The following is a 25,334-nucleotide window of genomic DNA, read 5'->3' on the forward strand; positions in this document are numbered from 1 at the left end:
GTACCCGCCCCAAATCGGCCGGTCCCTCAATACCCTAACATCGGACGCGGCGTCCAGACAATGAAGTGACCTGTACAAAAATTCCGTTGTGAAATTCCGTCGACTCCGACGGAGTTCGCCGCGGGATTCTCCGGGTTTCGATCCCGAGAATCGGGCTAAATCCCTCATCAATGCTGGAATGGCAACACCACTTCGGCGATCATCTCCGGTCCTGGGCGCGCTGCGCCGGGCGAAATTGCAACCCGCCAAACCGCATAGGGAGACCCACCATTGAAAAAAGCTCTCGTCGAACTGATCGGAACATTCTTTCTCGTGTTTACGGTCGGGATGACTGTCATCGCCCCCGGTGCCGGGGATCTCGCCCCGCTAGCGATCGGCTCGGTCTTGATGGTCATGGTCTACATGGGGGGGCACTACTCCGGCGGGCACTTTAATCCGGCCGTGACCCTGGCGGCAACGCTCCGCGGCCGATGCCCGGTCGCCGATGCGCCGGTCTACATGATCGCGCAGGTCCTGGGGGCCGCCGCGGCCTCGTTCCTGGTGCTCTACCTGAAGCCCGCCTCGACAACCACTCCGGCCGAGATTCCGGTCGTTCCGTCGTTGATCGTCGAGTTCCTCTTCACCTTCGCGCTCTGCTTCGTCGTCCTGACCACGGCCACCACCAAGGCGACCGCGGGCAATTCCTACTACGGCCTGGCCATCGGCTTCACGGTTCTCGCCGGGGCGTTCGCCGTCGGCGGAATCTCGGGCGGTGCGTTCAATCCGGCGGTTGCCGTCGGCCTGGTCCTGATGAAGATCAAGGCGATCTCGGCGATCTGGATTTATCTCGTCGCCGATTTCCTCGGCGGCCTCGTCGCCGCCCTGCTCTTCCGCTTCCTTTACGAAGACGACCTTGCCCCGCTCGCCTGACCGAAATCTCGGAAGTTCCGCTGGCCGGCCGAGTGTCGGTCAGCGGGCCTCATCCAGGGCTCGAGTCAGGCATTCGATGCTCTGCTTCGCCGTCTCGACGGCCCCTGGGCTGTAGTCGAAGACCTCGACCGAGACCCAGCGGTCGTAACCCGATTCGACCAGGGATTTCATGATCGGGCCGAAGTCAACTCGGCCCATCCCGGGCCCTCTCAGATTGGTGTCCTGAGCGTGGAAGTGGCCGGCGCCCGCGGCATGGCGGCGGATCAAGTCGGGGACCGTCTGGCCCTCCTCGGCGCTCTGGGCCTTCACGTCCATGTGCAGCTTGAAGTTGGGATGGCCGACCGCGGCGATTATCGCCTCGGCCTCGTCGCAGGTGTTGAGGAAGTTTGTGTCGTCGGGGGCCAGCGGTTCCAGGCAGAGGTCGACACCGAGGTCGCCGACCGTGGGCATGATCGATCGGAAGACGTCGACGGCGTACTTATTCGCCTCTTCGCGGGTCACACCCGGGAGCAAGTCACGCTGTTTGGGCGAACCCAGGACCATGATCGAGCCGCCCAGGTCGCGGGTCGCCTCGGCCAGCGCGAGGAAGTAATCAGCGGTCTTCTGCCGTGTCTCCTCGTCGGGGCTAGTCAGGTAGAATCCTTCGGTCTTGGCGAGAAGCCAGTGCAGGCCGATGGTCTGGAGCCCCCAATCCTCGACAATCGACTTGAGGTCACGCCGCCGGCCGGGCTTCAGGTCGGTGATTCGCGGGGCGAGGGTGAACGGAGCAATCTCGATTCCGTGATAGCCAAGCCGCTTGATCGTCCTGCAGATATCGGGGAAGTTCCAGCCGTCGAACAGCTCGTTGCAGATCCCGAACTGGATCATCGAGGGGCCTCTTTGTCTCGTGTAGAAGCGGGCACGCTGAGCCTGGCGGCATCGAGCGTGTTTCGAAGCAGCATGGCCACCGTCATCGGTCCGACGCCGCCGGGGACGGGGCTGATCCAGGAGGCGACTTCTGAGGCCTCTTTGAAGTCCACGTCGCCGCAAAGCTTACCGTCGGCCTTCTTATGAATTCCGACGTCGATGACGACCGCCCCCGGCTTGATCCAGTCCCCTTTGACCTGCTCCGGCCGTCCCACTGCGGCAACGAGAATGTCGGCCCGTCGGGTGAACTCGGGGACATCCCTGGTCGCCGTATGGCAAACGGTCACCGTGGCATCGCCCCCGGGTCCTTTCTGCAAGAGCAGCAGGGCCATCGACTTACCGACGATCTGCGACCGGCCGAGAACCACGGCGTGGGCACCTCGGGTCTCGATGCCCAGCTCGATGAGCAGTTCGCGGACGCCCAGGGGGGTGCACGGGACGAATCGAGGGGTGCCAATGGCGAGCAGGCCGGCGTTAACCGGATGGAAGCCGTCGACATCCTTCAACGGGTCGATTCGCTCGATGACCCGTCGGTCGTCGATGTGCTTCGGCAGCGGAAGCTGGACCAGAATTCCGTGGACCGACGGATCGGCGTTGAGTCGGTCGATGGTGTCGAGGACGAGGGACTCGGGGGAGTCGGCGGCAAGACGGATGATCTCGCCACTCATCCCGGCGGCAGCACATGCGGAATGCTTGCTCTTGACGTAGACCTTGCTCGCCGGATCCTCGCCGACCAGGACCACGGTGAGCCCCGGCACAATCCCGGAGTCGGCCTTGAGCTGGGCGACACCGCGAGCGACCTCGTCGCGGACGCGCTGCGCGACCGCCTTTCCGTCGATGATGCGGGCCGGCACGTAAAGCATCTCCGCGAGGCATTGGACAGGGTGAGTCGCGGCCGGGGATTCGACGACCGCGTGCGACCGCCTATGATAATCGGCGTCGAGGCCAATGTCTCGCGGTGATCAGTCCGTTGACCTCGAACCGGTTCGGGAGTTGAGTGACGTGCCGACACCCGCCCCGAGCAATTCAGAGGCAAAGTCCGCCCGAAATCACGAGCCCATGCCTTTGAAGGAACAACCGATCGGCTGGCGGATTTTCCGGCTCGCCGGTCCTGTGCTCGTCGAGCAAGTCTCCCTCTACTTTGTGGGGCTTTCGGACACGGTGCTCACCGGGCGAATGTTCTCGGAGAGCCACCTAGCCGCGGTGACCGTATCGAGTTACCTGATCTGGGTCGTGAGCGCCGTGATGTCGATCGTCTCCGTCGGCGCCACGGCGTTGGTGGCCCGGATGGTCGGCGGGGGTGACTGGTCGGGGGCCAATTCGATTGCGAGGCAGGCGGTGGGGATGTCGCTCATCGTCGGTCTGATGGTCTTGATCGTCGGCATCGGCGGCTCGACGACGGTCATCGACGCGATGAATCTAGAGGGCGAGACGGCCGAGCGGGCCGCCCTGTTCCTACGGATCGTGCTCCTGTCGGCCCCTCTCATCGCCTGCACGTCGGCGGGCCTGGCCTGCCTGCGAGGCGCGGGCGACACGCGGACCGGAATGTGGGTGATGGTCCTGGTCGACGTGCTGAACATCGGCCTGAGCTGGGGCCTGATCGGTGGGTTCGGCCCCCTGCCGGCGCTCGGATTCGCCGGGATCGCTGCGGGCACAGCGATCAGCGAGTCGATCGGGGGCCTGATCATCCTGGCTGTCCTGGCCGCGGGCCGTTCGGGCCTCAGCCTGACGACATCCGGAATGATCCCACGCCTCGAATCCACGCGTCGTCTGCTGCGGATCAGCCTACCCGCGGCCGGCGAGAGCCTGACGAGCGTGGGCTGTCAGCTCTGGTTCGTCGGCCTGATCAACCGACTGGGTCCGACCGCCACGGCGGCCCACGGGGTGGCGATCCGCTGCGAGGCGATGGCCTTCCTCACCATCTCCGCGTTCGCCGTCGCAGCCAGCACCCTCACGGGACAGTCGCTCGGGGCGGGCCGTCCCGATCTCGCGGCACGAGCCGTGCGTTTGTCATGGTTCGCGGGCGTCACGACCCTCTCGGCGATGGGGGTCTTCCTCTACTGGCAGGCGCCCAATTTGTTCGACCTCTTCCTTGGGGGTCGGCAGTCGGAGGTGACGCGTGAGGGGGTGACCGTGCTGCGGATCGTGGTCTTCGCCATGCCCGCGCTCGCGACTCTGAATGTGCTGAACGGGGCCTTACGAGGGGCGGGCGACACGCGCTGGCCCTGGCTCGTCGTCATCCTCGGCTGCCTATTCGTCAGAATCCCGCTGACTTATCTGTTCACCCTGCCCGAGAGCTCGGGCGGAATGGGCCTGGGCCTGGCGGGAGCCTGGTACGCGATGTTACTCGACCTCTGGGTCCGGAGCGCCATCGTGACGGCCCGATTCCTCCAGGGGGGGTGGAAGCGGGTGCGCGTCTGACCGGATTCATCCGGAGAAGGCGGGGCGGGCTGGGTCTTGCGTGTTCAGACGTGTTCCATTGCCTCGCGGAGGTCGCGGTCGACCCCGAAGAGGCGGTCGAGATTGGACGTGCGGAAGACACCCTGCACCGTCGGGGTCATCTCGCAGAGGCGGAACTTTCCGCCTGCCCCCTCGACCCGACGTTGGAGCAGCACGAGCTTGCCCAGGAATGAGCTGCTGATCAGCTCGACGCCTGAGAAGTCGAGGACCAGACGCACGGGCGGCCCTTCGGCGGGAATCGCCGCGTGAATCTGCTCGCCGACCTCGCGGACGATGCGCTCGTCGAAGAGCCGCGGCTCCAGGAAGCGGATGACCGTCACACCATCGAAGTCGAGGGCCGTGACTCGGGTTGTCGTCGGCATGTCGCTCAGGCTCCGGAATGGCTCGAGAAGGGGGACTTCATCCATTCAGTCTAAAGGTTTACGGCGACCCCGACGCAGGGAGGCATTGGCGTCGCCTGCGGGTGGCTTCCGATCCGCCTGGCCCGCCGCATCATTCAGACTGGACATAGGCGTTTGCTCCGAGTGCCCGGCCGGCTTCCCCGCCGCCTCGGCGATGGCCCGGGCCGCGGCCACGTCGGGCACGAAGGTGAAGAAGGGGTCGAGCTTGCTCACCCGGAACACTTCGAAGACGTTGGCGTCGACGTTGCAGAAGATGAGCCGGCCCCCGGCCCCTTTCGCCACTTTATGAAGTGCGAGGAACCCACCCAGCGACGAGGATCCGGCGAAGGTGATGCCGTTGAGGTCGACGACAAGAACGGGAAGGCCGCCCGACTTCAGATGCGCCTCGTATTTGGCCCGAAGGTCTTTGACGGGGGCCGGATCGAGCCTGAGGCAATCCCAGAACTCGGCGACCATGACCCCGTGTTCGGTCGCGACCTCGACTCTCGGTTTCAGCATGATGGCGGTGGCGACCTCACCTGGATCGGACGTTTCAAACCGGCGTGGCCCAGCAGTCGTTCCTCGTCGCTCGACAACCGACACGTCCGCCGAACAGAACATCCTAACATCCATCGGGTGTCCAAGGAAGACAGACTCCTGCCAGGGTACGGGCACGGGCCGACGCCTCAACGCACCCGACGTCCCTCGCATCTGACTTGCCGCATCACGGAACCGGCGCATGCCCCGGCCGCGGATGTGGTATGATCCTTCAATGGACGACTCGGGCGCGGCCCGGTCCGCCCCGCCCTCCGGCGCATCCCGAGGGCGGTTTGACGCGACACCTTGGCCCGATCAGCGGCGACCGGCAGACGCACTCGTCGGACTCCCGGAGACATCCCGAGTCCCGGGGCGTGCTCGCGGAGGCTCACACAAGCCGGGACGATCGTAGGGACGCCGATCGGCGGACCCACGGCCAGGGGAGATTCCCATGCGTCGCTTCACCTTCGGGCTGATCGCTTGCGGCTTGCTCGGGCTCGCCCCGGCTCCGGCCTCGGCACAGGCCCCGGACTGGGCCAGCACGATCATCGCCCAGCGTTCGTTCGACTTCGGCACGGTGGCCCGCGGCTCGAAGGTGCGCCACACCTTCAAGCTGGTCAACACGACTCCCCAATCGATCCACATCGCCACCTGGCAGACCAAATGCGGCTGCACCGAGGTCCGCGTTGGCTCGCAGGACGTGCCCCCCGGCACGCAGACCACCGTCGAGGCGGTCATCGACACCACCAAATTCGAAGGCTACAAGGCCTCGGGTTTGACCCTCGTCATTGACAAGCCGACGTTTGCGAATATCGACCTGAACTTGACCTGCTTCATCCGGGGCGACCTGACTTTGAACCCCGGCCTGGTCGACTTCGGCGTCGTCACGCGGACGTCCAAGCCGATGGTCGCCCTGAACCTGACTTATGCCGGCGGCCAGCCCGATTGGGCGATCACCAAGATGGAGACGATCGACTCACACGTCACGGCCAAGCTTCAGGAAGTGGGGCGTTCGCCGGGCGGGCAGGTGCAGTATGTGCTCTCGGCCACGCTTAACCCGAGCGTCCCGGGCGGGTTCTTCAAGGATGCGATCACCCTGCATACTAATGACCCGAAGAGCCCGACTATCCCGGTCTCGGTGGTCGCCAACGTCCAGTCGAGCGTGGTCGTCTCGCCCTCGGTGATCAACCTGGGCCAGGTCAAGCCGGGCACCGAGGTGAAGAAGACGCTGATCGTCCGGTCGTCGCAGCCATTCAAGCTGACCGACCTGAAGTCGACCCGCCCCGAGCTGACCACGGTCACGGCCGCAATCGCCGACGACAAGCCCAAGACGCTGCACACCGTGGTCGTCAGCTTCAAGGCCCCCGCCGAGCTCGGCCCGTTCTCCGCCTGGTTCGAGATTGGCACCGACCTGAAGGATGAGACGCCGACGAAGTTGACCGCCTACGCCGTCGTCACCCCCTGACGCCCCGGGCCAAGCCCGCTTCGTCGATGCAATGAAACGAGCCCCGCGCCGATCGAGATCGGCGCGGGGCTCGTTCGTTTCAAAGTCCGGCCCGTCATCGGCAAGCCGATGGCGGGCGACGGATCAGAAGCCCTGCTTGCTCGGGGCAACCGGGGTGGCGTAGACGGGGGCGGACTGGGACGTGGGGTACACGGCCGGGGTGTCGCAAGCGACCGGCGCGGCGGCGTAAACAACCGGCTCGCACTTGGCCTTGCGGTGCTTGACCTTGGCGACCTTCACCTTGTGGTGCTTGACCTTGACCGGCTTGGGGCAAGGGGCCGAAACCACAACCGGGGCCGGGGCGGCGCAAACCACCGGGGCCGGGGCGGGGGCACAGGCGGCCTTCTTATGGCCGTGGAGGCCGCCGGTGACTGCCATCGCGGTCAGCAAGATCAGGTGCTGCATGGAATCGAACCTTTCTCAAGATGCGGGCGTCGGATTCAAACCGCCTGCGGACGCCCGCGGCGGTTGGTGCGTCCCTGCAACTGGCAAGGACGAGCATGATCCCGATCGGTCCCTTCGCGGCCGCGGTTTCCCGGCGGCTCTGAGGGGCCCATCGCCCTGAAGCTCGTTGTTTCCGGGCACCCCTCCCGCCATGAATCCACGGCAGTCGGGGCACACACGAGCACGGATTGTAGGGGCCAACCCGCCGAGCGCCAACCGGCACGCCCGTGGTTTGCGGGATTTTTCCCGATTTCGTCGATTGCAAGCCCTTCGCATTCCTGGGCATCTGGAGACTCTTTGACGTGACGATCGCCGCCTTTCATTCCGCGAGAAATTACCAATTTTATTGGATCTAAATCAATACAATAAAACGACTTGAGTCATTAATTCCGGAATCCTTGCCGTCTCGCTTGCATCCATTCCATCAAGACACCCGTGTTTCACCTCCCATTTGTCCAGGTGCCCAAGAACCCGCGAGGAAATTCTGCCCGAGTCCCACCCTGGAATCCGGGTGCGCCGGGCGTGCGTCTCGTGCCGCTGAAAAAGGCACGGCCCAGGCAGGTCTTCCAGGCGCGAATCCGCAGGGCCAAGCCCTCAGCACTGAACGCACGTTCTTGACGTGTTCCTTCGTTCAGAATAGACTCCCGTCCATGAGCGCAAACCCGCAAGCCGTTGGACACCTGGATGCCGACTGCTTCTACGTGTCGGCAGAGCGGGTTCGCGACGGCTTCCTGAAGGAGAAGGCGGTGGGGGTGCTGGGCAACCAGGGTGCGTGCGTCATCGCCAAGAGCTACGAGATGAAGGCGGCGGGGGTGAAAACTGGCGAGCCGATCTGGGAGGCGCTGGTGAAGTGCCCCGAGGGGATTTACGTCAAGCGCGACTTCCGCTGGTACGAGGTGCTCAGCCGCCTGATGCTCGACGTCATGCGCGAGTTCTCGCCCCGGGTCGAGTACTACTCGATTGACGAGTTCTTCTTCCAGGCGGTCCCCCTGCCTGGCAAGACGCTGCAGGAGACGGCCGTCGTGATCCGCGACCGGATTAACGAGCAGATCGGCGTGCCGGTGTCGGTGGGCATCGCGCGATCGAGGACGCTGGCCAAGCTGATCTCCGACACAGTCAAGCCGTTCGGCGCCATCGCGACCCTGGAGCGCGAGGCGGAGGAGGAGCTGCTGGCGGAGAACCCGGTCACCGAGATCACCGGCATCGCGGGTCGCCGCGCCGCACGGCTGGGGCACTGGGGCATCCGCACCTGCCTGGACCTGGCGCGGGCCGACCGGACTTTGATCCGCGAACTGCTGACGGCCTCGGGCGAGGCGCTCTGGTGGGAGCTGAACGGCGACCCGGTACGGCCGATCCTGCCGCAACGCCCCCGCCACAAGGCGCTGTCGCGTGGGGGAAGCTTCGGCGAGGCGACCGATGACCCGGTGGTGCTCTATGCCTGGCTGGTGCGTAACACTGAGCGGCTGATCGAGGAGCTGCATTACCACGGAGTCATCGCCGGCCGCCTGTCGGTCTGGGTGTCGTACAAGGACGGGACGTCCGGGCTGGGCCAGGCGAATCTGGCGCTGCCGACGGACCGCTTCGACCTGCTGCTGGACGCCGCGCGCCCCTGCCTGCGCAAGGCCTGGCGGCCCCGGGCCCGCGCCGAGCGGATGCAGCTGATCGCCGAGCGGCTGGGCCCCCGCGACGGCGCCCCGCTGGGGCTGTTCGATCCCCCTTCGGTGCAGGCCGAGGTACTGGCCCGCGTGAAGCGCGAGATCAACAGTCACCATGGCCGATTCCTCGTCCGCAGCGCCGCCACGCTACCGCTGGCCCCGATCTACGGAGACTCGGCCAACGGCTATGACATCTGCGACATTCGCGGCAAGAGTTGCTTCTGAATCCGACTCGGTCTCGCGTGCTCAGGTTCTCGGTTGCAGCAAGGGGACGGCCGGAGGGCTTGGGCCAGACTCAAACCGATGTGCGTAGGCGTGTCTCTAGCATGGAGCGAATTGCCCAGGGATCTGATCGGGCGACACGGCCTAGAGCGCCGCGTCCACGACCGCGGAGGCGAGCCGGAGATCCGCTTTCATTATCGCGACCGGATCCCCCGCATCCCGGTCTGGCGAGACGGCCGGCTGCAAGTGGTGCGCTGGGGCAACGGCCGGGGCCAGAGCCGGGCTCTGCCGCGGACGGGCTGGACCTGGCTGTCGACGATCGAGGAGGGGGGCTGGCGCAACTCAGGCGCGGTGCCGGTCGACATCCCGGCGTCGCTGGCCATGGAGCGCGGGGTCTGGTATCGCGTCCGCCAGGGGGTGCGCGGGCTGCTGGTGCCGGATGAGCGCGGCTTCGCGGTGGCCTATGTCATCTGCGAGCCGGCGAGCCACTACTACCAGGTGATGACCCGATCCGACCGCATGCCCGTCCTGATCCAGGAGCAGATCTGAAGCGGGGCGGCGCCGTTCCGAAGGCCGCCCGCGGATGCTACAGTCCTCACCTGGTCTTGCGGTCGAGGATCGAGCCAGCCCAAGAACGTCCGGAGCGCCCTGACATGCCGCCGGGACAGCCCCCCACCAAGAAGCCCGACCCCTCACGCCAGGGTCCGCCGCAGCAACCGCAGGGGCGGCCCGCGCAGGCGCCCCAGAAGCGCCCGCCCATTCTGACCCCCACGCCGCCGGTCATCGCCGCGCCCGGCGGCTCGGGAGAGCTAGGACTCGGCATCGCCGTCGCGCCCGACGCCGGCACCGGCACGGTCACCGCCCGCAAGGCGGGGGGTCTGCGCGACATGGGCCTCGTGGTCGACCCCGCCAAGGTTGGCCTCCGCGCGGCCTTGCAGCACCTGGCCAAGGCGGTGAACATCGCCTTCCAGGTCGACTACGGCGAGAACGACCTGGAGGCCGTCTATCAGGCCGCGATCGTCCGCAACGGCGAGATCCGCATCATCCACCGCGAGTATTTCGGCTTCGGAGACACCTGGTTCAGCCAGTTCGGCCGCCTGCTCCGCTCGCTCTCGCTGTCGTTTGAAGGGCCCGACCCCGCCTCGCCCGAGGGGCAGCGGCGCTTTGCCGAGAAGGGCGCCTCGAGCATCCGCGGGCTACTCAGCGTGGTGGGCCGCAAGCTCGACCTGGTCACCGAGTACGAAGATCGCGTCCCCGCGTCGGTCGAGCAGATGTTCGACCGCCTGGAAGCCTCGGGGATCATCGTCGGCTGGAGCCGAGACGACTGGGAGATCCGGACCACCTCCATCGGACTGGATGTCCTGATCACGCCAAAGCTGACCCTAGCAGACCGCGCCGCGTCGCGCTGAAACCGGCGCCAAGGTTCCACGCTTCTCCAACCCCTCCCACCCCGAATCGCCAACGTCCGAGGTCCCCGCATATGACCGTCCACGCGATGCCGGTGATGCTCGGCGTTCTAGCCGTGCTTGCCGTCGCCTATCGATACTACAGCGCATTCCTGGCTGCCCGGGTGGCGGTGCTCGACGGCACGCGAGTGACGCCGGCGCACGAGTTCAACGACGGCCAGAACTTCCACCCGACGAACCGTTGGGTCCTCTTTGGCCACCATTTCGCGGCGATCTCGGGGGCGGGGCCACTCATCGGGCCGGTCCTGGCAATCCAGTTCGGCTACATGCCGGGCCTCATCTGGCTGATCGTGGGCGTCTGCCTGGCCGGCGCGGTTCAGGACATGATGGTTCTGGCCGCCTCGACCCGCCTGAAGGGGATGAGCCTGGCGGGGATCGCCCGCGCGGAGGTCGGTAAGGCCGCCGGCACCGCGACGACGGTCGCCATTCTCTACGTCATCGTCATCGCCCTGGCAGGCCTGGGCATCGTCGTGGTCAAGGCGCTCGGCGGTGAGGAAGTCGCGATGAAGGCGGGAACCTCGCTCTTCTTCCCGGCCGATGCCGCCATCACCAAGCGCATCGACCGCGACGGAACCCGGATCTACGACGTCCCCCCGGGCACCGACTACGAGTACGCCCCGGGCGAACACATGAAGTTCAACGAGGGATTCAAGCTGGCGGTGGGTCGGGAGGAGCCCAAGGCGGACGACGCCAAGAAGGCTCCCGGGTTCGTCCTGCCGGCGAAGTCTCGTCGGCTGGTGCCGGGGAGTTCGTGGGGAACATTCACGATCGCCTGCACCATCCCCATCGCGCTGCTGGTGGGGCTTTATATGTACAAGATCCGCAAGGGGCGGGTCGTCGAGGCCTCGATCCTGGGCGCCATCGGGGTGCTGGGGGCGACGGTGGCGGGTGCCTGGATCCCGGGCTCCGACCTGGAGTCGACCTTCTCGCTGACGAGGGAACAGACAATCTACGCCATCGCGGGCTACGGCTTCGTCGCGTCGATCCTGCCGGTCTGGCTGCTGCTCTGCCCGCGAGACTACCTGTCGAGCTTCCTCAAGATCGGCACGATCGCACTGCTGGTGGGGGGCGTGATCGTCGCCAACCCCGAGTTGAAGGCGCCCGCCGTCAACGTCCACTTCCAGAATGGCGGCGGGCCCTACTTCGACGGCCCCATCTTCCCTTACGTCTTCATCTGCATCATGTGCGGGGCGATCTCGGGCTTCCACGCGCTCGTCGCCTCGGGCACCACGCCGAAGATGATCGGCAACGAACGCGAGATCCGCATGATCGGCTACGGCGCGATGCTCACCGAGGGGCTCGTCGGTATCGTCGCCCTGATCGCCGCGGCCAGCCTGCCGAACAAGATGTACTATGACATCAACATCGACCTGGCCAACAGGCCCAAATACGTGAACGTCCTCAAGCTCATGGATGCCGACATCCACGGGCATATCGAGGCGCCGGGGTCCAGCCTGGTCGAGGTCGAGAAGGAGGTCGGCGAGTCGTTGCACGGCCGGACCGGTGGGGCCGTGACCCTGGCCGTGGGCATGGCACGAATCTTCACCGAGGCCATGCCGCGCATCGAAGGCGTGGTCAAATACTGGTATCACTTCGCCATCATGTTCGAGGCCCTCTTCATCCTGACAACGATCGACACCGGCACGCGGATCGGCCGGTTCATGGTGCAGGAAAGCCTCGGCAAGATCTGGAAACCGTTGGGCGACCTGGACTGGCTGCCAGCGTCGGTCCTGGCGACGGCCCTGATCGTCTTCGGCTGGGGCTACTTCATCTGGACCGGGTCGATCGAGACGATCTGGCCGATGTTCGGCATGGCCAACCAGTTACTCGCGGTGATCGCGCTGGCGGTGGTGACGGCCTACCTGTTCAACCGGGGCCGTTGGCGATATGCCTGGGTGACCGTGCTGCCGCTCCTGTTCGTAACCGCGACGACGGGGACGGCCGCCTACGACCAAGTCACAGGGCGGTTCTACCGGATGACGCAAGTCCCCGAGACCTACGTCAAAGGGGCACTGAATATCGGCCTCACGCTGATGCTGCTGACCTGCGTGCTCGTCGTCCTGGTTTCCGTGGCCGTCCGCTGCGTCCGGAGCACGAGGGCCGAGCACTCCACTCCCCAGGCTGTCTGAAGTTCACGCCCAGGTTCTCCCCGAGCGACGGATCCATAAAAACGAACAACGCCCCCGAGGGAGGGGGCGTTGTTCGTTTGTTATTCGGGAGCAAGTCATCAAGGCTCGATCAGGGATCAGACCAACTCGCCGGTTGGCTGCTCGGTCTTGATCTTGCCGAGGTGGCTGTGATGCGCACCGTAAAGGAAGTAGATCACCAGGCCGATGCCCAGCCAGATGATCAGGCGGATCCAGGACTCCCAGGGGAGGCTGAGCATCAGGCCGACCGAGGTCAGGACGCCCATCGGGGCGGTGAACCAGACGAACGGGACGCGGAAGGGGCGATGGATCTCGGGCCTGCGGATGCGCAGGGCCAGCACGCCGGCCGAGACGACGGCGAAAGCGAACAAGGTGCCAATCGAGGTCATCTCATTGACGAGCGTGCGCGGCAGGAACCCGCCGCCGAACATCACAATGACGCCGGTGATGATCGTGGTGATGTAGGGGGTGCGGAACCGCGGGTGGATCTTCGAGGCCGACTCGGGGAGCAGCCCGTCCTTGGACATGGCGAAGAAGATCCGGGGCTGGCTCATCAGCATGACCAGGATGACCGACGTCAGGCCGGCGATGGCACCCAGCTTGATGAACTTCGACAGCCAGGGCATGTGGATCGCCTCGATAGCGACGGCGACGGGGTCGGGCACGTTGAGCTGCTTGTAGCTGACGATCCCGGTCAGGACCACGGCCGCCAGCACATAGAGCAGCGTGCAGATGGCAAGTGACCCGAGGATGCCGATGGGCATGTCGCGCTGGGGATTCCTGGCCTCCTGAGCGGTCGTGGACACGGCGTCGAAGCCGATATAAGCGAAGAAGGTCAGGCCGGCCGCGCGGAAGATCCCGCTATAGCCGAACTCGCCGAACTTACCGGTATTCGGCGGGATGAACTGTCCGCCCCAGTTGTCCATCGACACGTAGCTGATGCCGAAGCCGATGAAGAGCAGGATCACGACGATCTTGATCGCGACGATGACATTATTGAACCTGGCCGACTCCTGGATGCCCACCACCAGCAGGGCTGTGATCAGCACGACGATGATCATGGCGGGAAGGTTGAACATCGCGGTCGCGGTGGAGAACGAGGAGAAGTCGACGTTGGCGTCCTTGAACAATTTCTCGACCGACTCGAGCGCCTGCCAGCCCCCGCGCATGTTGAGCTTATGGGCAATGGCGTCGGGCACGTCGACGATCTTCAACCCCGGCGAGGCGGTGAGCCTGGGCGGGACGGTGATGCCCATGTCGTGCAGGATGCTGACCATGTAGCCGGACCATCCGATCGAGACGGTGATGGCCCCGCACATATATTCGAGGATGAGGTCCCAGCCGATGATCCAGGCGACGAGTTCGCCCATTGTGGCATACGCATAGGTATAGGCCGAACCCGCGACCGGCACGGTCGAGGCCATCTCGGCGTAGCAGAGCCCCGCGAAGGCGCAGACAATGCCGCCGACGACGAAGGCCAGCGCGACGGCCGGCCCCGCATGCTTGGCGGCGGCCTCGCCGGTGAGGACGAAGAAGCCGGCCCCGATGACCGCGCCGATACCCAGGGTCGTCAGGTTCAGGGCCGAGAGCGATCGTTTGAAGCCGGCGTCATCGTGTGCTTCGGCCTCCGCTTTGAGCGACTCGATCGATTTGCGTGCGTACATATTCGGCATGGTCACGTCACCTCGGGTCCGACGGGCTGGCTGTTCGTCGTGGGTGGGAGGGGGAGACGGGAGAAGACTCGGCCCGATCGCGGGGAGAGGGGGCGGCCGGGAAGCCGCTGGCATGACCGGGCTTACGCCCGTTCCGCTGAGTCCAACAGTCTGCCCTCTGCCGCGACTCGAATCCAGACCCGGCCGCGAGGTGGGCCTGATTTTCGTCCGAACCTCCCCAGACCGACGAAGGCTCGAATCGTCGGGCTGGGACGACCCGCCTCCGGCGAGTACGATCGACGGCCCCGCACCTTGAACGCTGGCAACCCAGCCGGCGGCGAGGCACGAAGCCCAGGTAGCCCGAGATGAACGCAACGACCGACGCTGAAACCGCTTCCGGGAACATCGAGACAACCACGCTCGCCGATCCCGCGGGCGAATACTCCCGGAGGCTGGCCGACCGTCGGGCCGTCGTCGACCGCCTGGATCGGGGCCAGAAGCGACTGGGAGATGTCCGCCTCGTCACCTTTGGCCTGGCACTCCTGATCGGCTGGCTGGCCTATTCCGGGTCGATCCACCCAGGCTGGCTCGTCTTACCGCTTGCGGCCTTTGTCCCCCTGACGCTGGGGATTGCGCGTTATGGGCGATCTCTGCTGGGGGCCCGCCGCGCCGTGGTCTATTACGAGGCGGGAATGGCGCGGCTGGAAGATCGCTGGGCGGGAACCGGCGATGCCGGCGAGCGTTATCGCGACCCTCTGCACCCGTATGCCGACGACCTGGATCTCTTCGGTCTCGGATCGCTGTTCGAGCGCCTCTGCGGGGCCAGGACGCGATCGGGCCAGGACCGCCTGGCGGGCTGGCTACTCGCGCCGGCGACGCCGGCGACCCTGGAAGACCGGAGATCGGCGGTCGTCGAGCTTCGTTCCAGGCTCGACCTGCGCGAAGACCTGGCGGGGCTCGGCTTCGAGATCCCGGCGTCGCTCGACCTGCAAGCCCTGGCGGCGTGGGGGAAATCGCCGAGGCTTTTGCGCGGTCAGATCCCCCGAGTCTTGGCGTTGCTGCTGGTCGCCGGGACGGTCGTATCGATGATCGCGGTCTTCGGCTTCGATGCCAAGCCGGGGCCGATGTACGCGTTCTGGCTGGGCGAAGCCCTGTTCTCGGCCTGGTATCGACGACGTGTCCGGACCGTCGTCGGGCCGGTGGAAGGAATGGCCGGCGGGCTCGGATTTCTGTCCGAGATCGCCGGAAGGCTGGAGCGCGAGACGTTCGACTCGCGCATCCTGGCCGGTGTGGGAGCCACGTTGACCGCGGACGGCGAGCCGGCATCGCGGAGCATCGAGAAGTTGCGCGGGATGGCCGATCGCCTGGCGGCGAATCACAATGTCTACTTCGCGCTCCTCGCCCCGTTCTTGCTCTGGAAAACCCGCATTGCCTTCGAGGTCGAGGCCTGGCGAGCGGTCAGGGGTGCCCGGATCGAATCATGGATCGACGTGATCGCCGAGGTCGAAGCGCTCGCGTCGGTGGCTTCTTACGCGTATGAATGTCCGGCCGACCCCTTCGCGGAGATCGACACCGAGGGGACGAGCGTCGAGGCGATCGGGCTGGGCCATCCGCTGCTACCCGTCTCGAAATCGGTGCGTAATGACCTGTCGCTCGGCGGACCGGTCTCGACCAGGGTCCTGGTCGTCAGCGGCTCCAACATGTCGGGCAAGAGCACCTGGCTGCGGACGGTGGGGGTGAACGTGGTGCTGGCCCAGGCCGGGGTGCCGGTGCGGGCCGTTCGCATGCGTGTCTCGCCGCTGTCCATCGGAGCGACCTTACGCGTGCAAGACTCGCTACAGTCGGGGGCCTCGCGGTTCTACGCCGAGATCAAGCGGATCAAGCAGGTGGTCGACCTGGCCTCGGGGTCGCGTCCGCTCCTGTTCCTGCTCGACGAGATTCTCCACGGGACGAATTCGCATGACCGCCGTCAGGGGGCCGAGGCGATTGTGCGTGGGCTGCTCGACCGAGGTGCAATCGGCCTGATCACGACGCACGATCTGGCACTGGCGGACATCGCCGAGGGGCTCTCCCCGGTCGCGACGAATGTCCATTTCGCCGACGCCTTCGACGGCGGCACCTTGCACTTCGACTACACCATGCGGCCCGGCGTGGTCCGCGAGAGCAACGCCCTGGCTCTCATGAGGTCGGTCGGCCTGGCCGTGGGCGATACGGGGCCGACCCCCGGGAAATCATGGGACGCCGACCGAAAATAACGAAAAGGGGGCGGGATTTCTCCCGCCCCCTCGCCGTCGCTGCGTGACCTGGCGCCTGCTCAGCTCGCCTTCCGCCGATCGCGGAGGCTCTTGCGAGTTGGCTTCGTAGTTGGGGCAGCCTTCTTGGTGGCGTCGCCGGCCGCTGCCGGATCCGCGGGCTTAGTCTCGGCCTTTGCCTTGTCCGCGGAATCTTTCTGGGCCTCGTTCTTGTCATAAGGCTTGCGGAGGCGGGACATGTCGAACGGCGCGCCGAGCAAGGCGTCGAAGGACTGACGCTGGTTCTTGCGGAGAATCTGCCCGGCGGCCTGCATCTGGGCGGCTGCGGACTGATCGTCCCAGGTCCTGGCCTGGGCAATCGCCTGGGCCGGGGTCCGTTGGACTCCGACTGGCCCCGGGATCGCTGTCGCCTCGATCGAGCCGTCTTCGTTGACGAAGACCGGGGTCTCGTTCTGCACTTGCTGTTGGAGGAATTCCTGCTGCTCGTTGTTGAGGCGCTGTTCCCCGGTCTCGCCGAAGACCTCGTGGATCTGCATGACCTGCTCCTCGGTCATCTTCAGTCGATTGATGACGTCGGGGCGGAGCAAGGCTCGGGCCCCTGCGTTGCGCAGGACGAGTTGATTCAATCGCTGCTTCTGCTTGGCGTCGAGCGACTTGGTGAGGCTGGCCTCGGCCTCCTCGTCGGTTGTCACGTTCGATTCGCCTTCATTCTGGGCGCTACGCCCCTCCGACCCTCGGCGACGGCGGCGAGAAAGGTCGGAGATGGCCCGGTCGATGGACTGCTTCTGGGCATCCTTGAGGTCCAGCTCGTCACGCACCTCGGGTCGCGTGAGCAGCGCCCCTGCACCGGCACCCAGAGGGATCCCTTGAAGCGTGCGGGCCTGTTCCTCGCCCTCATTCCGTCCACGCCCAGTGCGGCCCCGATCGCGGGCTTCGACCTTGGGTGCCGGTGAGGGACGCGACTGAGCCTGTGCCGTCGATGAGTCGAAGGCATCGAGCGTGAGCATCAAGCCCAGGGCAAGAGGCAGCTTGCGTGGGATCTTCATCGGGGCGACCTCCGGACATATCGGGGCTTGGACCGCCCCTGGAAGTGACGGCTGAAAGGGAGCTGAAGGGAGCAGAATGCCCCGGCTCTCGATCGGTTGAATTGACGGCCGATCAATTCTACGCCGTTCTTTGGACGCTCTGGCGCGAATTCGGTTCCGAATCGCGGATCGACGGCCAACCGATGACCCCGGATCGTCGAGCGGCGACCGCCTCGTCAGGCACGCTTCGTTTTGTAGCCCAGAGCACGAAGACACGCTTCTGCGGCGTCGAAATGTGCCCCTTGCAGTTCAATCTGGCCGTCCTTCAACGTCCCGCCCGTGCCGCACTTCCCCTTGAGGGTGGCCGCGAGCGCGGTCAGGTCATTTCCGGCAGGGTCGAGGCCGTGGACGACGGTGACGACCTTCCCCTTAGGCCTCTTCTCGACGCGAAGGCGTGCCGTCTGCTGCTCAGGAGGAGTGCGCGGGACCTCGATGACCTCGGGGGGGCAGGTACATTCGGCATCCAGCTTGTCGCAGCGGTCGCATCGAGGTGGGCGATCCCAGGCGGTCCCGGCGAAGAGGCGTCCCATCGTTCGTGGTCCCTATCGCTCAGTGGAACGAGTAACGGGGCTGGATCGCCACGCCGATGCTGGCACGCTTGGCGTAGAGAAATCTCAGGTGATGGTCCAGGTGGCTGACGTAGCCGGCGACCAGCTCGGCCAGTGTGAGTGGGCCTCGCTCGGTGTGGAGGCCCGACCTCGAATAGTCCGTGTCGGGGAGTCCCCGCAGGATCCGGGCCATCCACCGCCGATTGTCGACGAACATCCGAACGGCTTCGTCGACGGGCATCGCGTGAGAGTCGAGACGGGCAATCCAGGCGTCCTGGTCGAACGCCAGGAGGGTCGGGTTCTCTTCGGCGATGACCCGCTTCATCCGGTCGGAACCGACGAGATCGGCGTCGAGAAGGTGCGCCACCAGCTCGGCGATGCTCCAGGCCCCCGGCCCCGATCGGGCGATGGCGTGGGACAGCTCCAATCCGGTGACGGCATAGGCGAGCAGCGGGCCGCCGACTTCGTATCGATCGATCAGGTCTTGCACGCTCATGACGTCCGGTTACCCTCGGCCAGATCACCCTTACGCCAGATTGCCAGGCGGGTATTGGCGTATTCGACGAACCAGATTTCTTCCTCGATCCCCAGCTCCTCGGCGAACCGATGAGCGACGAGGTAGTTGATCACCTCGAGCGAGGCGCCGAGGAAGTCGGGCTGATTCTCGCGTACAGGGCCGGGGTTGTGGAAGATGAAACGGATGGCAAGCACGCGCTCGTCGACGGCCCCGGTGGGAGAGAGGTATCGCCCATCCATCTCGTAGATAGAATATCCACGCGAGGCCTGGCAGAGCGTCTTGACCCATCCCTGGTCATCAAAGGCGGGGTCGACCTTGCGGCTCTGCGCGATTGAGTCTCGGATGAAGGGCACGTCGCGGATCGCCTTCTCGTCGAAGAGGTCTTCCAGCACTTCCTGGATCTTGCCGAAGTAGCCGAGCTTCTTGGGCAGGATCACCTCATACATCCGGGCCTCTTTGGGCCCTTCCAGGTTGTATCCAGGCTTGACCTCGGCGGCGGCCCGAGGGCGGGCACGAGGCGTTTCACGCTTGCTCCGCTTCTTCACGTTCGACCTCGGAAGAAGGTTCGCGCCGACCAATCGAGGGATTGGTCGGCGGCGGTCGAATCGTCAAGGAAGCTCGATCACCTCGACCTTGCGGATCGTCACCTTGCTGCCCGGGTCGTGCTGCTGGAAGGCGAAGTGGCCCGAGGCAAACAGACGGTCGTGGTCGAGATACTCATAAAGGATCTCGCCGTTGATCTTCACCACAATCCGTGTGACGGTCTTCCCGCGGTAGGGGATGTCCGACGCCTCGATCTCCTGGGTGAAGTAGGTGTCGGCGGGCGCCGGAGTCTTGTAGATGTGGACCAAGGTGTAGAGCGACCCCGTCCGGATCGGGTCGGTATGGGTGGCGTTCACCTGGACCTCGTAGCCCTGGGTGAACGTCGCCTTCTTGGGCGCCCGGATGTACATGCCGGAATTGCCCTTGTCGCTGATCTTCAGCTCGGCACGATAGCGGAAGTTCTTATAATCCCCGCGCGGGCTGAACAGCATCGAGGCGTCGCCTGTGCCCACGATGGTACCGTCCTTAACCTCCCAGTTCGTCTTGGCACCGGCCTGCAGCGGCAGGAAGGTCCAGCCGCTGAGCGTCTTGCCGTCGAACAGCGGCGTCCACTTCTCCTGGGCCTGAGCCCCAAGCGGGGCGGCGAGGCCGAGGGCAATCCAGGCGTAGGCGGCGAGTCGCGTCGTTCGAAGCATCGTCTAGGATCCTTGGGTTCGTTCCGCGCGTCGCGTGCGGAGAGTCGGTTATCTCGGCGTCGGTCCGTTCGAGGGAGGATACCCCCCTCGTCGGCCGAAATCCTAAACCAAGCCGGGGCTCGTTGCCAGGATCCCGGGGCGACCGACGGAGTCTGACCGATGGCCCACCACAAGCCCACGGAGAACGAGCCGGAAATCCGGCGATCGGCCGTCGACCGGCGTACCGCCCTGCGATTCGATCTCAAACGCGATGTCGACGACTCAACGCTCCGGGTCGTTCTGGACGCGGCGACCCGTGCCCCGTCCCCTTATAATCTTCAGCCCTGGCGATTCGTCCTGATCCGGGCCGCCAGAAATCGACGGCGGCTTCGCGACTGTGCCTACGGGCAGACCTGGCTGGCCGAGGCCCCGGCGGTGGTGCTCGTTCTGGGATACCTGCATCCCGAGACGGTCCGGCTCGATCGCGTCATCGAGGAGCAGCGGTCCGGAGGCTTGCTGGACGAACAGGCCGCTGGGGCGGCGAGGTCCAGGGCGTTGCGCAGCTTCGCCCAGAGGGATGACGCCGGGCGGGCGCTCTGGGCAACGCGTTCGGCCATGCTTGCGGCAGCCTCTTTGATGCACGCCGCGCAGGAACTGGGCCTCGCACCCATTCCCTCGGAGGAATTCGACATGGTGCGGCTGCGGACGACGTTCGGGATCCCGGACGACCACCTTCCTTGCCTGATGATCGGCCTGGGATACGCCGCCGAGCGTTCGCCGGCCGCCGGTCGCCTGGCGCTGGACGAGGTCTGCGATCTCGAACATTTCGGCGCCCCCTGGCCTCAGGCCGGCGGCCCGCTGGATTCGGCCGGCCCACCCCATTAGGATGCGTCCGATTCAGTCCGACTCCAAAGTCGTGACGACGCTCTCCCGACGAGGTACAGACGATGATCCGCTTCCGCAGCGTTCTCACCGCCACCCTGCTGGCAACCCTGTCGCCGATGCTCGCCGGTGCGCAAGAGGTCCCCAAGAACAACGCGATCGAGCCCGCCTCGCGCGAGGGCTGGTGGATGAAGATGCACGAGGCCTTCCTCGAACGCGCCAAGAAGCCCGTCGACGTGCTCTTCCTGGGAGACTCGATCACCCAGGGCTGGGCCGGCGAGGACAAGGATGGTCACGGCCCGATCGAGGTCTGGAACCGCTATTACACCCCCCGCAACGCCGCCAACTTCGGCATCGGCGGCGACCAGACTCAGCACGTCCTCTGGAGGCTGGACCACGGCGAGGTCGACAGCATCAAACCCAAGCTCGCCGTCCTCATGATCGGCACCAACAACGCCGGATCGAACTCCGCCGAGCAGATCAGCGAGGGGATCACCGCCATCGTCAAGAAGCTCAAAGAGAAGCTCCCCGAGACCAAGATCCTCCTGCTCGGCGTCTTCCCACGCAGCGAGAAGCCCGACCAATTCCGCGCCAAGCTCAGCGCCGTGAATGAGACCATCAAGTCGCTCGATGACGGCAAGACGGTCCATTATCTGGACATCAGCAAGTCGTTCCTGAAGGATGACGGTTCGATCTCCCAGGACATCATGCCCGACTACCTCCACCTCAGCCGCGCCGGCTACCGCATCTGGGCCGATGCCATCGAGCCGAAGGTCTGGAGCCTCGTCGAGGGCAACTGACCTGTCCCTCTCCGAGCAGACGTGGCAATCAAGGCGCCCCGACGCGTCTGGCCATGACCGCACGCCTGCCCCGAGGGGCCTCGATCAAGAACATCGAGATCTTGCCGGGACCGTGCGGTTTGAGCTCTTGCCTGAGGGTCGCCGGCACGATCGCGACGCCCCTCGGCTTGATCTCCACTTCGCCGATTTCCCGCTCCGCAAGCCAGGCACGCACCAGCTTGCGGTCGAAGGGCAAGACCTCGATCACCTCGAATGCGGCGAGGAACGGGGAGTCGACTCGATCTGCCGAGGTCAGCGCATCCCGCCTCGTCCCGATCCGACTCAGCCCATGAAAACCCGCGAACCCGTCGAGCAAGCTCGAGCGGTCGAGCGTCGGGTCGGGGTCATAGAACCACGCCAGAGGGGCCTCAGCCGACCTCGGCCGCAAGCCGGCAGGCGTGTCTCGATCGGTCCAGGTGGCCCCGGCCGGCAGGCAGCTCGCCCGCTTGCGGCAGCCGGCCAGCGAACCGAACCAGACCGTCGCCTCCTTGCATTCCCCCTTCAGGCTGATCAGCTCCACCTCGAAGCCCGCACCGCTGAAATGCTCGTCGAAGTCACTGATCGGGCTGACCTTGAACGCCCCTCCCTCCACGGTCCTGGAGAGTTCCAGCAACTGTTCCAGGCCCGGCGAATAGTTTTCGACGGAGCGAACCCGGGTTGAGCCGACGGGACGACGGTCGGGGTCGACATGCACCAGGGTCGTCTCCCCGATCGGCGAGTGCTCGACCCGGCCCAAGATCGGGATGAGTCGTTCCTGTACCCCGTAAACTTCGGCATTCCACTTCAACCGACGGGTCATCCCGGGGTCGGCATCGAGGGCCACGACCCGGCTTGCGACCTCGGCGAACGCGATCGCGTCACCCCCCAGGCCGCTGCAAAAATCGGTGACCTCCTGGCCGGCGAAGCGACGGGCTTTCCAGCGGGCGACGACTTCGGAGGTCGATTGTTCCAGGCCGACCGGGTCCATCCACATCGAGCCGGCTCGGGTGAATTTGGCCAGGCCCCGACGCCTCCCCTCGGCCAGCCGGATCGCGGCCGAGACACGCTCCGGGGAGTGCGTCCGCCTCCAGCGGACGAGGTCGGCGGGCAGCGGCGTGGGATGCTCGCCCGCCTCAGCCAGCAGGGCCAGCCCCTCGGGCTCGGTGAGTGCCCAGAATTCGCTCTCCCAATCAACCTTGGACTGCAATGCGTCGCCTCCTGGGCTCGGCTCGTCGGGGAACTTGCAAGCGGCTAGACTGGACGGGACGCACAACGACGAGCGCCCGGAGCCAGACCTTGGACGAACGCCACGATCGGGACACGCCAACCCCGCCCTCCATCACGCGCGAGCCGCTCTGCATCGGCAACGTGCCCATCCCGTCGCGCTTCTTTCTCGCGCCGCTCGCCGGATATACCGGCCTGGCTTACCGTTCTACCATCCGCGGGCTGGGCGGCCTGGGACTGGCGACCACCGACCTGGTGAATGCCCGCTCTTTGCTCGAGAACCGCCAGAGATCGCAGGAACTGACCGAGACCGACGACCTCGACCGGCCGGTCTCGATGCAGATCTATGGCGCCGCGACCGACGAGATGCGGGCCGCGGCCCGCCGGGTCGTCGAGCTGGGCGCGACGATCGTCGACATCAACATGGGCTGTCCCGTCAACAAGGTCGTCAAGTCGGGCGGCGGGTCGGCCCTGATGTGCCAGGTTGATGCCGCCGTCTCGCTGGTGGCCGGGGTCGTCGACTCGGTGGACGTCCCCGTCACGGTGAAGATGCGCCTGGGCTGGGATGACAACGACCTGAGCGCCCCGGGGCTGGCCGCCGCCTTCGAGCAGGTAGGCGTCGCGGCCGTCATCATTCATGGACGGAGCCGCGAGCAGGCGTTTCGAGGCGTCGTGAATCGAGACGGAATTCGCGCCGTGGTCGAGGCGGTGAAGTCGATGCCCATCATCGGCAACGGCGACGTGCGGACGATTGCCGACGCCGATCGGATGTTCCGCGAGACCGGGTGCGCCGCAGTATCCATCGGCCGAGGGTCGCTGGGCAATCCGTTCATCTTCCGCCAGCTCGCCCACTGGACCGAGCACGGCGAGCCGGGCCCGAGCCCCTCCTTCGAAGAGCGTCTTGACGTCATGCACGGCCACTTTCACGGGCTGCGACACTACCGGGGCGAGCGCCTGGCGTGCCTCCAGTTCCGCAAGGTGTTGAAGTGGTACAGCCATTTCATCAAGCCGCCGAAGGAGTTGTATCACCGCCTGATCAATCTCCCGAGCGCCGCCCGCTTCGACGAAGTCGTCGCGGCCATTCGCCTGGCCGGCCCATCGGCCCCCCTGCCCGGCCACTTCGACCCCAAGATTCCCGTCCCCACCGGGCCGATCGAGCATTGGTGAGGAACCATTCGGCTAGCCCTGGGCCATGATCGGTTGGCCCACGTTGCCGCTCTCGATGATCTCGGCCTCGGGGCTGGGGCGGACGACGACCTTGGGCTCGGGACCGGGGCCGAAGACGTTGCCGGTGATGGCGCACTGACGGACGAACGGGCCAATCTCGACGCCGATCCGCATATTCGGCTCGCGGGCGCGGGCGAACTGACAGCCGACGATGCTCGCCCGATGAACCCAGTTCGGCCCGCCGCCAAATCGGATGTAGGGGACCGGCTTATTGCCCACGCCGCCCAGTTCGCAGGCCGAGATGATGATGCCCTCGGCCTCGTCGCAGTGAATCGCGGGCGCCGAGTTACTCTGCATCCGCGCCCCGATCAGCCGCAAGCTGCTGGACCGGCCCCGCACGAGGATCCCCTCGTGCTCATTGAGGAAGTCACCGCCAAGCACGTTCAGCCGGGTGTCTCCGGTGATCTGCCAGCCCCGGACACAATTGTCGGTGGCGCAGTCGACATACGTTCCATACGTCCCCTTGCCGTGGCGGGGCGAGTCGCCGAACGCGAAGCCCAGCGTGCATCCATACGTAAAGAGCCTCTGTCCGTGCACCTCGTCGTTGTAGCCGAAACGGAAGCCCGCGCCCCGGCTGGGGCCCAGGTTGCACCAGACCTCGATGTTGCGCAACGTCGCCAGGTCGGCCGTGTTGGTGATCGTCAGGCCGTCACGGCCGGGCGAGATGACGAAGACGTTCTCGATATTCGTCCGGCCGTTGGACGTGGCGTCGTCCATCACGATGCCGTCATAGGGCAGCATGATCTTGACGTTGGTGATCGTCGCCTGCCCCTGAACCAAGATGGCCGGCGGCCTGGGCGTGAACCGCCTCTCCGCGTCCTGGACCAGCCCTCCCCGCGCATCGTGGCTGACGCAATCCTGGATGGCGATCCCATGCACCGTCGCGCCATGGCCGACGGAGATCGCGGGCCCTTCGGTGTGCATCACGACCAGCGTGGGCAGGACCATCTCGTCGGGATTCCAGCCGCCGGCAACGTGGCCGATGAGGTGCTGACGGGCGAGATCCAGGGGCCGTCGAAGGATGTAGGTGCCCATCGGCACACGAACGACGGCCCCGTTGATCCGCGAGGCCTTCAGGGCGGCCAGGAACGCCTCGGTATCTCGATCCGCGCTCTCGGGCCGTCCGTCCCCGATCGCGCCGAAGTCGCGGACGTTGAAGACCAGGGGCTCCGACTCGCCCACCGGCCCTGGGGCCGCCAGGGCCTCGCGGGGCAAGGCTCCAAGCCCGAGGGCCGTCGCCGAGCTCGCCAACCAACGCCTGCGCGGGAATGTGGACACGAAA

The 25,334-nt window shown here is 65.8% G+C and carries 24 protein-coding genes; 11 read left to right on the forward strand and 13 right to left on the reverse strand.

All coding sequences use genetic code 11. From position 1 onward, the window contains the following. The first annotated feature begins 270 nt into the window (after window positions 1-270). Window positions 271-909 carry an MIP/aquaporin family protein gene (locus tag EP7_RS20930; protein ID WP_463524089.1) on the forward strand — a complete coding sequence of 213 codons (639 nt, stop codon included), beginning with the start codon at window positions 271-273 and terminating at the stop codon, window positions 907-909. A gap of 39 nt (window positions 910-948) precedes the next feature. On the opposite strand, the gene EP7_RS20935 is transcribed toward EP7_RS20930, so the two are convergent. After that, complete coding sequence (locus EP7_RS20935) at window positions 949-1,776, reverse strand: sugar phosphate isomerase/epimerase family protein (protein ID WP_463524090.1); 828 nt, start codon at window positions 1,774-1,776, stop codon at window positions 949-951. Beyond that, window positions 1,773-2,669, reverse strand: a complete 897-nt coding sequence (gene folD, locus EP7_RS20940) for a bifunctional methylenetetrahydrofolate dehydrogenase/methenyltetrahydrofolate cyclohydrolase FolD (RefSeq protein WP_463524091.1) — start codon at window positions 2,667-2,669, stop codon at window positions 1,773-1,775. Before folD ends, EP7_RS20935 begins: the two co-directional genes overlap by 4 nt. A 211-nt stretch (window positions 2,670-2,880) precedes the next feature. Between folD and EP7_RS20945 the strand changes: the two genes are divergently transcribed. After that, entirely contained in the window at window positions 2,881-4,236 is a 1,356-nt protein-coding gene (locus EP7_RS20945; protein ID WP_463524092.1) for an MATE family efflux transporter, read from the forward strand. A 44-nt stretch (window positions 4,237-4,280) separates the two neighbouring features. Here EP7_RS20945 and EP7_RS20950 read toward each other — a convergent pair whose 3' ends face one another. Both EP7_RS20950 and EP7_RS20955 read right to left on the reverse strand, forming a co-directional pair. Beyond that, window positions 4,281-4,637, reverse strand: a complete 357-nt coding sequence (locus tag EP7_RS20950; RefSeq protein ID WP_463524093.1) for an STAS domain-containing protein — start codon at window positions 4,635-4,637, stop codon at window positions 4,281-4,283. A gap of 45 nt (window positions 4,638-4,682) precedes the next feature. Beyond that, window positions 4,683-5,174 carry an STAS domain-containing protein gene (locus EP7_RS20955; protein ID WP_463524094.1) on the reverse strand — a complete coding sequence of 164 codons (492 nt, stop codon included), beginning with the start codon at window positions 5,172-5,174 and terminating at the stop codon, window positions 4,683-4,685. Between the two features lie 469 nt (window positions 5,175-5,643). On the opposite strand from EP7_RS20955, the gene EP7_RS20960 reads away from it, so the two are divergent. Further along, window positions 5,644-6,657 carry a DUF1573 domain-containing protein gene (locus EP7_RS20960; protein WP_463524095.1) on the forward strand — a complete coding sequence of 338 codons (1,014 nt, stop codon included), beginning with the start codon at window positions 5,644-5,646 and terminating at the stop codon, window positions 6,655-6,657. 123 nt (window positions 6,658-6,780) lie between these two features. Here EP7_RS20960 and EP7_RS20965 read toward each other — a convergent pair whose 3' ends face one another. Continuing rightward, window positions 6,781-7,101, reverse strand: a complete 321-nt coding sequence (locus EP7_RS20965) for a hypothetical protein (protein ID WP_463524096.1) — start codon at window positions 7,099-7,101, stop codon at window positions 6,781-6,783. 689 nt (window positions 7,102-7,790) lie between these two features. Here EP7_RS20965 and EP7_RS20970 point away from each other — a divergent pair. From EP7_RS20970 to EP7_RS20985, 4 genes are all read left to right on the forward strand, one after another. Beyond that, window positions 7,791-9,020, forward strand: a complete 1,230-nt coding sequence (locus EP7_RS20970) for a DNA polymerase Y family protein (RefSeq protein ID WP_463524097.1) — start codon at window positions 7,791-7,793, stop codon at window positions 9,018-9,020. 90 nt (window positions 9,021-9,110) lie between these two features. After that, window positions 9,111-9,566, forward strand: a complete 456-nt coding sequence (locus EP7_RS20975; protein ID WP_463524098.1) for a hypothetical protein — start codon at window positions 9,111-9,113, stop codon at window positions 9,564-9,566. A 104-nt stretch (window positions 9,567-9,670) separates the two neighbouring features. Next, entirely contained in the window at window positions 9,671-10,426 is a 756-nt protein-coding gene (locus tag EP7_RS20980; protein WP_463524099.1) for a hypothetical protein, read from the forward strand. Between the two features lie 71 nt (window positions 10,427-10,497). After that, a complete protein-coding gene (locus EP7_RS20985; protein ID WP_463524100.1) occupies window positions 10,498-12,612 on the forward strand; it encodes a carbon starvation CstA family protein in 2,115 nt (704 codons plus the stop codon). A 116-nt stretch (window positions 12,613-12,728) separates the two neighbouring features. On the opposite strand, the gene EP7_RS20990 is transcribed toward EP7_RS20985, so the two are convergent. After that, window positions 12,729-14,303, reverse strand: a complete 1,575-nt coding sequence (locus EP7_RS20990; RefSeq protein WP_463524101.1) for an amino acid permease — start codon at window positions 14,301-14,303, stop codon at window positions 12,729-12,731. Window positions 14,304-14,647: 344 nt separating this feature from the next. Here EP7_RS20990 and EP7_RS20995 point away from each other — a divergent pair, with 344 nt between their 5' ends. Then, window positions 14,648-16,537 carry a MutS-related protein gene (locus tag EP7_RS20995; RefSeq protein ID WP_463524102.1) on the forward strand — a complete coding sequence of 630 codons (1,890 nt, stop codon included), beginning with the start codon at window positions 14,648-14,650 and terminating at the stop codon, window positions 16,535-16,537. A 59-nt stretch (window positions 16,538-16,596) separates the two neighbouring features. On the opposite strand, the gene EP7_RS21000 is transcribed toward EP7_RS20995, so the two are convergent. The 5 genes from EP7_RS21000 to EP7_RS21020 all read right to left on the reverse strand — a co-directional run bounded on the left by EP7_RS21000 (window position 16,597) and on the right by EP7_RS21020 (window position 19,922). After that, window positions 16,597-17,580 carry a hypothetical protein gene (locus EP7_RS21000; protein ID WP_463524103.1) on the reverse strand — a complete coding sequence of 328 codons (984 nt, stop codon included), beginning with the start codon at window positions 17,578-17,580 and terminating at the stop codon, window positions 16,597-16,599. 215 nt (window positions 17,581-17,795) lie between these two features. Then, entirely contained in the window at window positions 17,796-18,149 is a 354-nt protein-coding gene (locus EP7_RS21005) for a translation initiation factor (RefSeq protein WP_463524104.1), read from the reverse strand. Between the two features lie 19 nt (window positions 18,150-18,168). Next, the gene (locus tag EP7_RS21010; RefSeq protein ID WP_463524105.1) at window positions 18,169-18,663 is read right to left on the reverse strand and encodes a DinB family protein; all 495 of its coding nucleotides are present in this window, start codon (window positions 18,661-18,663) and stop codon (window positions 18,169-18,171) included. Beyond that, window positions 18,660-19,229: a hypothetical protein gene (locus EP7_RS21015; RefSeq protein WP_463524106.1), complete on the reverse strand. Its 570-nt coding sequence runs from the start codon at window positions 19,227-19,229 to the stop codon at window positions 18,660-18,662. Before EP7_RS21015 ends, EP7_RS21010 begins: the two co-directional genes overlap by 4 nt. Before the next feature lie 63 nt (window positions 19,230-19,292). Continuing rightward, on the reverse strand, window positions 19,293-19,922 hold the full coding sequence (locus tag EP7_RS21020; RefSeq protein WP_463524107.1) for a 3-keto-disaccharide hydrolase: 630 nt from the start codon (window positions 19,920-19,922) through the stop codon (window positions 19,293-19,295). Between the two features lie 159 nt (window positions 19,923-20,081). Here EP7_RS21020 and EP7_RS21025 point away from each other — a divergent pair, with 159 nt between their 5' ends. After that, window positions 20,082-20,786, forward strand: coding sequence for a nitroreductase family protein (locus tag EP7_RS21025; protein ID WP_463524108.1), 705 nt, complete (start codon window positions 20,082-20,084; stop codon window positions 20,784-20,786). A 62-nt stretch (window positions 20,787-20,848) separates the two neighbouring features. Beyond that, entirely contained in the window at window positions 20,849-21,583 is a 735-nt protein-coding gene (locus EP7_RS21030) for a platelet-activating factor acetylhydrolase IB subunit (protein WP_463524109.1), read from the forward strand. Between the two features lie 28 nt (window positions 21,584-21,611). Here the strand turns inward: EP7_RS21030 and EP7_RS21035 are convergent, their stop codons facing one another. Then, entirely contained in the window at window positions 21,612-22,808 is a 1,197-nt protein-coding gene (locus EP7_RS21035; RefSeq protein ID WP_463524110.1) for a THUMP-like domain-containing protein, read from the reverse strand. An 89-nt stretch (window positions 22,809-22,897) separates the two neighbouring features. Between EP7_RS21035 and dusB the strand changes: the two genes are divergently transcribed. Further along, complete coding sequence (dusB, locus tag EP7_RS21040; protein WP_463524111.1) at window positions 22,898-23,992, forward strand: tRNA dihydrouridine synthase DusB; 1,095 nt, start codon at window positions 22,898-22,900, stop codon at window positions 23,990-23,992. Window positions 23,993-24,004: 12 nt separating this feature from the next. Here the strand turns inward: dusB and EP7_RS21045 are convergent, their stop codons facing one another. Next, window positions 24,005-25,330, reverse strand: a complete 1,326-nt coding sequence (locus EP7_RS21045; protein ID WP_463524112.1) for a glycosyl hydrolase family 28-related protein — start codon at window positions 25,328-25,330, stop codon at window positions 24,005-24,007. Window positions 25,331-25,334: the final 4 nt, after the last annotated feature.

The sequence above is a fragment of the Isosphaeraceae bacterium EP7 genome (assembly GCA_038400315.1).
Taxonomy (GTDB): domain Bacteria; phylum Planctomycetota; class Planctomycetia; order Isosphaerales; family Isosphaeraceae; genus EP7.